At 70.9% G+C, this 10,764-nt stretch carries 6 protein-coding genes; 4 read left to right on the forward strand and 2 right to left on the reverse strand.

Going from position 1 to position 10,764, the window contains the following annotated elements; genetic code table 11:
• Nucleotides 1-156: 156 nt before the first annotated feature.
• Entirely contained in the window at nt 157-1,182 is a 1,026-nt protein-coding gene (locus WMF22_RS14600) for a phosphatase PAP2 family protein (RefSeq protein ID WP_438036115.1), read from the forward strand.
• A 132-nt stretch (nt 1,183-1,314) separates the two neighbouring features.
• On the opposite strand, the gene WMF22_RS14605 is transcribed toward WMF22_RS14600, so the two are convergent.
• A complete protein-coding gene (locus tag WMF22_RS14605; RefSeq protein WP_438036116.1) occupies nt 1,315-3,288 on the reverse strand; it encodes an ABC transporter ATP-binding protein in 1,974 nt (657 codons plus the stop codon).
• Nucleotides 3,289-3,618: 330 nt separating this feature from the next.
• On the opposite strand from WMF22_RS14605, the gene WMF22_RS14610 reads away from it, so the two are divergent.
• Both WMF22_RS14610 and WMF22_RS14615 read left to right on the forward strand, forming a co-directional pair.
• On the forward strand, nt 3,619-6,774 hold the full coding sequence (locus tag WMF22_RS14610; RefSeq protein ID WP_438036117.1) for an ATP-binding protein: 3,156 nt from the start codon (nt 3,619-3,621) through the stop codon (nt 6,772-6,774).
• Nucleotides 6,775-6,859: 85 nt separating this feature from the next.
• Nucleotides 6,860-7,240: a response regulator gene (locus WMF22_RS14615; protein WP_437299693.1), complete on the forward strand. Its 381-nt coding sequence runs from the start codon at nt 6,860-6,862 to the stop codon at nt 7,238-7,240.
• Nucleotides 7,241-7,317: 77 nt separating this feature from the next.
• On the opposite strand, the gene WMF22_RS14620 is transcribed toward WMF22_RS14615, so the two are convergent.
• Nucleotides 7,318-9,846 (reverse strand): hybrid sensor histidine kinase/response regulator, encoded by a 2,529-nt coding sequence (locus WMF22_RS14620; RefSeq protein WP_438036118.1) that lies wholly within the window; start codon nt 9,844-9,846, stop codon nt 7,318-7,320.
• Nucleotides 9,847-10,379: 533 nt separating this feature from the next.
• Between WMF22_RS14620 and WMF22_RS14625 the strand changes: the two genes are divergently transcribed.
• On the forward strand, nt 10,380-10,763 hold the full coding sequence (locus WMF22_RS14625; protein WP_437717625.1) for a response regulator transcription factor: 384 nt from the start codon (nt 10,380-10,382) through the stop codon (nt 10,761-10,763).
• Nucleotide 10,764 lies beyond the last annotated feature (1 nt).

Here is a 10,764-nt window from a genome sequence, read left to right on the forward strand (position 1 = left end):
CTCGACATCCGTGTGGCCCCCGAGTTGCTCCGCCTGTCGCCTCCCGGTCGCTGGAGCGTCACCGATGTCACGGTGACGCCACGCGCGAACACGTGATAGAGAGCGGCCCGGCGTCATCAGCCCAAGCGCACCATGCCATCCCTGGAACATCCCCGAATGCAAGAGAGGCTCACGACGGACTGCGATGAGGTCGCCGGCTCCGGCGGGCTGGTCGACGTCGAGCCCGAAGGCGCGCTGTTGAAGGACGCTCTGCGCGGCCTGGTCGGCGTGTTCGCTCTCCACGACGCGATCCTCATCGGCTATCTCGCCTTGACGACGATCTTCCTGCTTGGCGCGCCGCCGACGGAGCTGCGAGCGCAGTGCATGAACCGCAATCTGGCGGGCATCGCCGCCCTGGTGTCCGTCTGCGTGCTCGTGCGCCGCGCGACGTTCCTGGCGCCCTTGCTGCGGAGCGTCCTTTACCGACTCTCGCTCGTCGGCGCCTTCCTACTCAACTATCTGTCGCTCCGGACCCTCTTGCCGGCGGTCCGGAGCGATAGCGTCGACGCGCAGCTCCTCCACCTCGATCTCCTCCTCTTCCGCGTCGAGCCGGCGCTCTGGATGGAGCGCTTCAACACGCGCCCGATCGTGGAGTGGTTCTCGTTCTTCTATTTCAGCTACTTCTTGATCTGTTTCCTCTCGATGGTGCTGGCGGTATGGGTCGCCCGCCCAGGCCGGGGGACGACGGAGTACGCGGTCGGCTCCACGATCGTCTACTGTGTTGGCCAGCTCGGTTACATGGCGGTCCCTGCGTACGGCCCCATCCAGGCGCTGAGCCACCTCTATCAGGGGCCGCTGGACGGCGGCTTCTTCTGGGGCTGCGTGAGCAGCGTCGTGCAGGCCGGAGGCGCGATGAAGGACGTGTTTCCCTCCCTGCACACGGCCGCGCCGCTCTGGTTCGCCCTGTACACGTTCCACCGCGCCCGCACCGACCGGCGCCTCTTCTGGCTCGCCGTGGTGGCCGCGTTCTTCTCCATGAACATCATCGTCTCCACCATGCTCCTCCGCTGGCACTACGCGGTCGACGTCGTCGCCGGCGTCGCCCTGGCCGTGGGCACGGCGTGGCTCACGCCGCGGCTCGTCCGCTGGGAGGAGGGCCTCCGCGCCCGCATGGGTCAGCCGCAGCCGTGGAGCTTCCGGTAAGCGCGCCTCTCCGGCGCCGGCGCGCTCCAGTCCTGAGCGCCTTCGCGTCGGGGAAAGCTGGCCTCGAGGAGCCGGCCTCGGCCTGAGCTCGGTGAGCGCGAGTGCCCGCGGCCTGCTCGATCTCGCGGCCGCTCAGGCGAGCGGCGCCTCCCACGCTTTCAGCGGAGCTCCCCGCGGGAGCTCGTCGGCGCGGTCAGCCGCCGGCTGGAGCCGCGGTGCTTCGTGGCCGCGGGCCGGCGGCGCCCCCATCGACGCAGGCGCCTCGGCGGCGCTCTCCGGCAGAAATCCGTCCGACTGTTTGCTCCAGAGCCGCTTGTAGGCCCCGTTTCGCGCGAGCAGCTCGGCGTGCGTGCCGTCCTCGATGATCCGGCCGCCGTCGAACACCAGGATGCGGTCGAGGTGCACGACGGTCGAGAGGCGATGGGCGACGACGAGCACCGTCTTCCCCTTCATGACGTCGTCCAGCGTGTCCTGGATGGCCTGCTCGGTGATCGAGTCGAGGCTCGAGGTCGCCTCGTCGAGGAGGAGGATCGGCGCGTCCTTCAGGATGACCCGCGCGATGGCGATGCGCTGCCGCTGGCCGCCCGAGAGCTTGACCCCGCGCTCGCCGACCATGGAGTGGTACTGGTCCTTCATCTGCACGATGAACTCGTGCGCGTGCGCCTTCCGCGCGGCCTCGACCACCTCTGCGTCGGTCGCGTCCAGCCGGCCATAGCGGATGTTCTCGAGGAGCGTCCGGTGGAAGAGGCTCGGGTCCTGCGGGATCAGGCTGAGCTGCGCGTGAAGCGCGTCCTGCGTCATGTCTCGGATGTCCACGCCGTCGATCAAGATGTGACCGGAGTCGATGTCGTAGAGACGCAGGATGAGGCTGACGAAGGTGGATTTGCCGGAGCCGGAGAAGCCGACGAGCCCGACGCGCTGGCCGCGCGGGATCATCACGTCGAGGCCCTCGAAGATCGGCTGATCGGGCGTGTACCCGAAGGTCACGTTCCGGAGCTCGATGCGGCCGCGCTCGAGCGTCGGGGCGACGGCCTCGGGGCGGTCGACGAGCTCGTGGGAGCGGACGATGGTGTTCACCCCGTTCGCGACGTTGCCGACGAACTCGAAGAACTCGAGGAAGCGGCGGCTGAGGTTGCGCGCCTCGTTGATGATGAGGAGCGACAGGCTCGTCGCCATGACGAACTCGGCGACGCCGATGTCGCCGCGCTCCCAGAGCCTGAGCGACTGGTAGAGCGTCCCCACCTTGAGCAGCGCGGCGGACGCGAACTGGAACCAGCGCACGCGCTCGGAGTACCAGTTCGATCTGCGCACCGCGCTGAGCTCGTGCTTGAGCTGCTCGTCCAGGTACGCGCGCTCGAAGCCGAACCGGGCGAAGAGCCGCGCGCTCGTGAGGTTCGTGACGGAGTCGACGAGCTTGCCTGTGGTCTCGCTCCGCGCGGACGCGGCGCGCACCGCGTGGGGCTGACACCGGGTCGCGAGCCAGTAGGAGATGCCGACGAACAGCACCGCCCAGGCCGAGACGACCGCGGCGAGCGCCGGGTGAGCGCGGTAGAGCAGCCCGATCGAGACCGAGAAGACGATGGCGATGGGCCAGAAGTCGAAGAGGATGGCCCACAGGGTCTGCGAGACCCCCATCGACGTCTCGCTGATCCGGTGGGCGAGCGCCCCGGCGAAGTTGTTGCTGAAGTAACGATGGGAGTGGTGCTGGAGGTACGCGTACAGATTGCGGGTCACGTTCTGGCGCTGCCACGGCCCGACGAGGATCTGGCAGAGGCCGGCGATCCGGCTGAACAGGAACTCGCCGGCGATGAGCGCGACGAACAGCGCCAGCGCGTCGCGCAGCCGTCCGCTCAGCACGGCGCGGCCAGCGCCCGACGCCTGCGTCACCCCCTGGATGACCTGCCCGATGGCATACGGGATCATGATCCCGCACGAGGCGTGGGCGGACTCGAACACGAACATCGCCAGATACCAGGCGCGGTAACGACCGACGAAGTGAATGATGAACCGAAAGGGCGTGTCCGGGAGCACCGGAGCGCCGGGGGCGCGCTGCAGAGAGGTCTTGGGTTCCACCGAGATGTCCTGGGGCGCCCAGCGCGCCCTCATGAGCTGACGGTCATTGCGCGCTCCGCCCTCCCAGGCCAAATGCACTAACCGGGCCAGCTCTGCCTTGGCCGTGACCGTACCATCACCGTGCCATCACCTTGGAGGAGCGGTGGGAGGAGGCTGCTGCCTCAGCAGCAGCCGGTGGTGATCGGCTGCTGCGGCGCGCGCAGGGGTGGTCGTGCGCTCGAACGATCCGGATCCACGCGCGGGCCCCCCGTGGAAGTTCAAGGCGGTTCTCGCTCGGCCCTTGCGTGGTCGGCGATCTCCACTAAGCGCTTCAGGATGAGCTGTTCTCTGCCTCGAGCAGCCGCGAGCGTGATGCGAGAAGGGATGAAACAGCGGTCGAGCGAGGAGCGCGCAGAAGGGCGCGACTTCATCGAATGCCTGGAAGACCTTGCGATCGTGCGACCTGTGGACGACTCCGAAGAACATCTCCTCTGGGACACCGAGCTCCTGAAGCAGGAGCTCGCCCGCGCGAGCCCTGGCCGCGAGTCGGGGCTGATGCGGCTCCTCGCGGCGCGGGTCGCGATGAACAGCTCTTTCCAGTTCTTCGGCCTGCTCGACGCCCACGGTACGAGCTGGGAGTCGAACCATACCTCGACCCGCGGCGCCGGCGTGGAGCGGAGGGAGGTGCACGGCGTGCCCTTCTGGGAGTGCCGCTGGTGGCAGGGCTCGCCAGAGATCCAGGAGCGCCTGAAGGACGCTGTGCGGCGCGCGGCGCGCGGCGAGTTCGTCAGGTACGACGTGGAGGTCCTCGGGGGGAACGAAGGTGAGAAGCGCATCACGATCGATTTCAACCTGAACCCCGTGAAGGATCGGCAGGGCAAGGTCGTCTTCATGATCGCCGAGGGGCGGGACGTCACCGAGCAGCGGCGGCTCGAGCGCGAGGTGGCGCAGCACCGGGACGAGCTCGCGACGCTCGACCGCCTCAAGACGGAGTTCGTGGCCAACGTGAGCCACGAGTTCCGCACCCCGCTCACGCTCATCCTCGGGCGCGTCGAGGACGCGCTGTCGAGCCCGGCGAGGTCGCTCGCGGGCGACGGCCTCGCCGCGGCCCACCGGAGCACGCTCCGGCTCCTCCGGCTCGTGAACACGCTGCTCGATTTCTCCCGCATCGAGGCGGGGCGCCTCCAGACGTCGTTCGTGCCCACCGATCTCGCGCGGCTTACGGCGGAGCTCGCGAGCTCCTTCCGCTCGCTGATCGAGGGCGCGGGCCTTTCGCTCGTCGTGGACTGCCCGCCGCTGCCCGAGCCCGTCTACGTCGACGCGGCGCAATGGGAGAAGGTCGTCATGAACCTGCTCTCGAACGCCTTCAAGTTCACGTTCGAGGGGGAGATCGCGGTCTCGCTGCGCGCTCACCCGGACCACGTCGCGCTGACCGTGCGCGACACCGGCACCGGGATCCCCTCGGAGGAGCTCCCGCGCATCTTCGAGCGGTTCCACCGCGTGCACGGCGCGCGCGGCCGGAGCATCGAGGGCACCGGGATCGGGCTCTCCCTCGTCCAGGAGCTCGTCAAGGCGCACGGGGGCTCGCTGCGCGCCTCGAGCGCGGTGGGGCAGGGGAGCGCGTTCACCGTGGCGATCCCGAGGGGCCGCGCGCACCTCTCGCCGGAGCGCGTGGTCGCCGCCGGGGAGCCGGCGCCCTCGGCGGCGAGCGCGAGCCTCCACGTGCTCGAGGCGTCCCAGTGGTCTTCACCCCAGTCACCCGGGCGCGAAGCAGCGGCGCCAGCGGGCCCGGAGCCGCGCGCCGACGCCGCGCACGTGCAGGTCGCCCCGGGCGGCGGAGAGGGCCGGATCCTCGTCGCCGACGACAACGCGGACATGCGCGAGTACCTCGTCCACCTGCTCACGCCGAGGTGGAGCGTGGAGGCGGTCTCGGACGGGCGGGCGGCCCTCGCGGCCGCGCTCGCGCGCCCGCCCGACCTCGTGGTGAGCGACGTGATGATGCCCGAGCTCGACGGCGTGGAGCTCCTCCGGGAGCTCCGCGCGGACCCGAGGACGAGCAGCGTCCCTGTGGTGCTCGTGTCCGCCCGGGCGGGGGAGGACGCCGTCGTCGAGGGCCTCGACACGGGGGCGGACGATTACCTGGTGAAGCCGTTCTCGCCGCGCGAGCTCCTCGCCCGCGTCCGGACGCAGATCGAGATGGCGCGGATGCGGCGGCGCGCCGTCGAGGCCGCGGAGCGGGAGCGCGCGCAGGAGCTGCCCCGCTTCCTCGACGCGGCGAGCGTGGTGCTGGCCGAGTCTCTCGACTATTCCACGACGCTCGCGCGGGTGGCGCAGCTCGCGGTGCCCGTCCTCGCCGACTTCTGCGTCGTCGACGCGCTCGACGAGGAGGACGGCACCTTCCGGCGGGTGGGCGTGGCGCACTCGGACCCTTCGCTCGCAGCCGTGGCCGAGGAGGCGAAGCGCTTCGCGCCCAGGCTCGACGGCAACCCGGAGCACCCGCCGACCAAGGTGCTCCTCGAGCAGAGGTCGGTGCTCGTCGAGCACTTCACGGACGAGCAGATGCGCGCCATCGCGCAGAACGACGAGCACCTCCGGGTGATACGGGCCATCGGTGCGCACTCGTTCATGTGCGTCCCGCTGGCGCGGCGCGGGCGGCTCTTCGGGACGCTGACCTTCATGGTCGTGCGATCCGAGCGCCGGTACAGCCAGGCGGACCTCGCGGCGGCGGAGGAGCTCGGGCGCCGCTGCGCGCTCGCGGTCGACAACGCGCGCCTGTACAGGGACGCGCAGAGCGCGATCGCGCTGCGGGACGAGTTCCTCTCGATCGCCTCCCACGAGCTGAAGACGCCGCTCACCCCGCTCGCGCTGCAGATCCAGACCCTGATACGCCGCGCGCCCGAGCTGTGCTCCGACAGGGAGCGCCTCCCGTGGCTCATGGACCGGCTCGGGCTCGTTCGCCGGCAGAGCGAGCGGCTGAGGCGGCTCGTCGAGAACCTCCTCGACATCTCCCGCATTTCCGCGGGGCGCCTCGCCCTGGAGCTCGAGCAAGTCCGGCTGTCGGACATCGTCCGGCAGGTGGTGTCTCGCTTCCAGGAGGGCGGCGAGATCGCGGAGGCGGGCTCGCGGGTCACCGTGAGCGCGGCGGACGACGCCGCAGGGAGCTGGGATCGTGTGCGGCTCGAGCAGGTCGTCGAAAACCTCGTCTCGAACGCGCTCAAGTATGGTCAGGGAAACCCGATAGAGATCACCGTCGCCTCGATGGGCTCGATGGCCACGTTGACGATCGCGGACCACGGCATCGGGATCGCGCAGGAGCACATCGGCCGGATCTTCGGGCGGTTCGAGCGCGCCGTGTCGGCGCGGCACTATGGTGGTCTGGGCATGGGGCTCTACATCACGACGCAGGTGGTCGAAGCGCTGGATGGTTCGATCGAGGTGAGCTCTGTCCTGGGAGAGGGCTCGACCTTCAAGGTGACCCTGCCGCTCGCCGGCCCTCGGGCCTCGGGCCGGCAGGGTCTGCCGGGATTCGAGGGCGCCTGAGGCGCCCGGCGCGAGGGGGCCCCGCGGGCCGGCCCGAAGTCGTGGCGCCCTGGTCGCTGTCACCCTGCGGAGGGAGCGAGTGCGCATGACGATGAGCCGTCCCAGCAAGCGCATCCTGATCGTCGATGACGACGCCGCGATCCGCCGGACGTTGAGCGAGCTCCTGGAAGAGGAGGGGTATGCGGTCGCCTGCGCCGCGAACGGGCGCGAGGCCCTCGCATGCCTGCGGGACGACCCCTCGTCCATCGCGCTCGTCCTGCTCGACCTGATGATGCCCGTCATGGATGGGTTCCAGTTTCGCGCCGAGCAGAAGCGCGACCCGACGCTCGCCGCCACGCCCACCGTGGTGATGACCGCGCGCGGCGCGACGGAGCGCGCCGGCATCGACGCGGACGCGATCCTCAGCAAGCCGTTCGACGTGCTGAAGCTGATGGACACCATCGAGCGGAGCTGCCGGAGGGGGTGAGCCGGCGGCGCGCCGCGCCGAGCCGATCGCGCGAGCGGCGCGATGGCGCGATGGCGCGATCGCACGCCGCAGGCGACCTAGGAGCCCGCCCTCGTGCCGCACATGGTCGAGAGCACCGCGAGCAGCTCCGCCGGCTCGATGGGCTTCGGGACATGGGTGTTGAACCCCGCCCGCAACGCGCGCATGCGATCCTCCGTGCGCGCGTAGGCGGTGAGCGCGATCGCCGGGGTCCGCCCCCCGCTCGCCGCCGGGAGCGCGCGGATCTTGCGGATCAGCACGTAGCCGTCCTCGCCGGGCATCGCGACGTCGGACACGAGCACGTCGGGCTGAAGCGCCTTCACCGCGAGCAGCGCCTCGGCCGCGGACGACACGGCCGTCACGCGCGCGCCGCACTGCTCGAGCATCGTGACGAGGAGCTCGCGCGTGTCGTCCTCGTCCTCGGCCACGAGCACGTTCAGCGCCGCGAGCTCGGGCGGGCGGTCGCTCCCGGCGGAGGCGGACGGCAGCGCCGCGAGCCGGCGCCCCCGGTCGTGGCTCGGCGGCGCCGCGAGCGGCAGCTGGACGACGAACGTGGCGCCCCGACCCTCCCCGTCGCTCAGCGCGTGGGCCGTGCCGCCGTGCATCTCCACGAGGCTCTTCACGATCGTGAGCCCCAGGCCCAGGCCGCCGTGCCTGCGGGTCGTGCCGCTCTCGGCCTGCCGGAACTGCTCGAACACGTAAGGCAGGAACGCGGGCTCGATGCCCTGGCCGGTGTCGGACACGGTGATCTCGGCGGACCCGCCGGCGCGATCGAGCCGGATGCGCACCACGCCGCCCCGCGGCGTGAACTTCACCGCGTTGTTGAGCAGGTTCCAGACGACCTGCTGCAGCCGGCCCGCGTCGCCCGCGACGGCGCCCACGCCGGGCTCGAGGAGCGACAGGAGCCGCACCCCCTTGGCGTCGGCGGCCGGCCGCACGACCTCGATGGCGGCGTCGATCACCGGCACGAGCTCGATCGGATGGACGTCCAGCCGGAGCTTGCCGGCCATGATGCGCGAGATGTCGAGCAGATCGTCGATGAGCTGCGCCTGCGCCTGGGCGTTGCGCTCCACCGTCTCCAGCGCCTTGTCGCGGCGCTCCTCGGGGAGCTTGCCGGTGCGCAGCATCCGGACCCAGCCGAGGACCGCCGTGAGCGGCGTGCGGAGCTCGTGGCTCATCGTCGCGAGGAACTCGTCCTTCAGGTGGCTCGCGGCCTCGGCCTCCTGCCGCGCGGACTCCGCCGCGGCGAGCAGGCCTTGCCGCTCTTCCTCCGCCCGCTTCCGCGCGGTGATGTCGAAGAACGAGGAGACGACGCCGGCGACCGAGCCGTCGGTGCCGCGGAGCGGCTGCGCGTTCACCGAGAGCCACAGGACCGAGGCGTCCGGCCGCTCCAGCCCGAGCAGGATGCCCGACTGGGGCGCGCCGGTCCGGAGCGCGATCTGCGAGGGGACCATCTCGAGAGGGAACGGCGAGCCGTCCTCGCGGACGAGCCGGCACGACGGGCCCATCATCGTGGACCCGACGAGCTGGGCCATGGGCAGGCCCAGGATCCGCTCGGCGCTCGCGTTCGCGGTGCGGATGACGCCGCGCTCGTCCTGGAGCGTGATGCCCTCCTCGAGCGCGCTGATGATCACGCGATAGCGCTCCTCGCTGTCCCGGAGCGCCCGCTCCGCCTCGATCGCGTCGGTCTCGTCGCGGGTGATCAGGACCGCGCCCGCGGGCGAGCCGTCGGCGTGCCTGAGCGGCGATGCCGTCCCGGCGAGGGCGCGGATCGAGCCGTCCGGGCGCGTGACGAGCCAGCGCGCGTTCTCGACCTTCTCGCCCCGGAGCGCGCGGTGGAGCGGGTCCTCGTCGGGGCGCAGCGGCCGGCCGTCCAGCGCGAGCAGCCCGCGGGTCCGGAGCGACTCGAGCGCGTCGCGCGCGTCGCTCTCGTACACCCCGTGCTGCCGCTGGGCCTCGCCGTTGCAGATGCGGAGCGCCCCGCCCGCGTCCGCGGCCATGATGCCGTCGCCGCTCTGCTCGATGAGCGCCCGCAGCAGATCGCGCTCCACCGCCGCGATCCGCTCGGCCCGCTCGGCCCGCTCGCGGAGCCGCTTCGAGCGAAGGAGCGCACCGACGCGCGCCGACAGCGCGGCCGCCGGGCAGGGCTTGACCACGTAGTCGTCGGCGCCCGCGGTGAGCCCCTCGACGAGGTCCTCCTCCTGCCCGGCCACGGTCAGGATGAGGATCGGGAGCCCGACCGTGGCGGCGCGCGACCGCAAGAGGCCACAGATCTCGGTGCCGGACATGCCCGGCATCACCTGATCGAGCACGAGGACATCCGGCACATCGCCCCCCGCCACGCGCTCGAGCATCGCGGCGGCGTCCGTGAAGACCTGGGCCTCGTACCCCGGCGCGAGGGCGCGCGCGGCCATCTCGGCCTCCAGCAACGAATCGTCGAGGATCCACACCGCCCCGCGCTGCGCGTGCTCGCTCGGCGGAGGCTCCATACCCCCCTCCCGGACGCCTCGCCCCGCGGCCGGCGCCGGGCGCCGGGGCGGGCCGTTCGCATCGCGCGCGGCGTCGGCGAGCACGAAGTCCATCGTCATTGACCGATTCATGGTTCTCCAGGAGCAGCAGGGGCCGTGAGGCATATCGCCACAGGGCGGCGCCTCTCGGGGCGGGACGGGCGCGGAGACGCGTTGGTTCCGCAAGCATCTTTACCGCCCAGTCTCATCTGAGGGAGAGCCCTCGACGATGCAAGCCTAATACGATGAAAGGCGCCCTGTTGCCCTCTTCTGCCTGTCTGCGTCGGTTGCAGCCGTTCGCTTCCGTTCGCTTCCGTTCGCTTCCGTTCGCTTCCGTTCGCGTCTGGCGCGTCAGGTCGCTTCTGGTCATCGCGCCACGCATCATCCAGCGCTCGCCGGGTTCCATCGACGTCTGTCATGGCGAGGGCGTTCGCGTCCGCCGACGTTCGCTGGCGCGCTGGCGTCCCTCGACGTGCGGGCAGCGCCTGGACGCCCGAGCACGGCATCCGCGGCTCGGGACGTGTCTGACGGGAGTTCCCTGATTCTGGCACGGACGCACAAGCGCGATTGACACCCCGCATTCGGAAAGGCTATTCCCTCGGTCGAGCACCGCTGTGGCAGAGATCCTCGTCGTCGATGACAGCCGGGTGATGCGCGAGATGGTGGTGGCCTGCCTGCGTGCAGAGCAGCACGGGTTCGCGCACGCGGCGAGCGGGCTCGAGGCGATTGAGACGCTCTCGCTCAGGCCGTTCGATCTCGTGGTGCTCGACCTGAATATGCCCGATATCGGGGGACTCGAGGTGATCGAGTTCATCCGGGGTCAAGACAGGCTGCGGAGCCTGCCGATCCTGGTGGTGACGACCCGGGGTGATGAGGAGTCCCGCGCCCGCACGCTCGCCGCGGGGGCGTCGGAGTTCATGACGAAGCCCTTCACCCCCGACGCCATCCTGGCCAGCGTGCGCGCGCTCCTGCAGGACAGCGTCGCCAGCGCCGGATGAC

The sequence above is a fragment of the Sorangium sp. So ce204 genome (assembly GCF_051526795.1).
Taxonomy (GTDB): Bacteria; Myxococcota_A; Polyangia; order Polyangiales; family Polyangiaceae; genus Sorangium; species Sorangium cellulosum_B.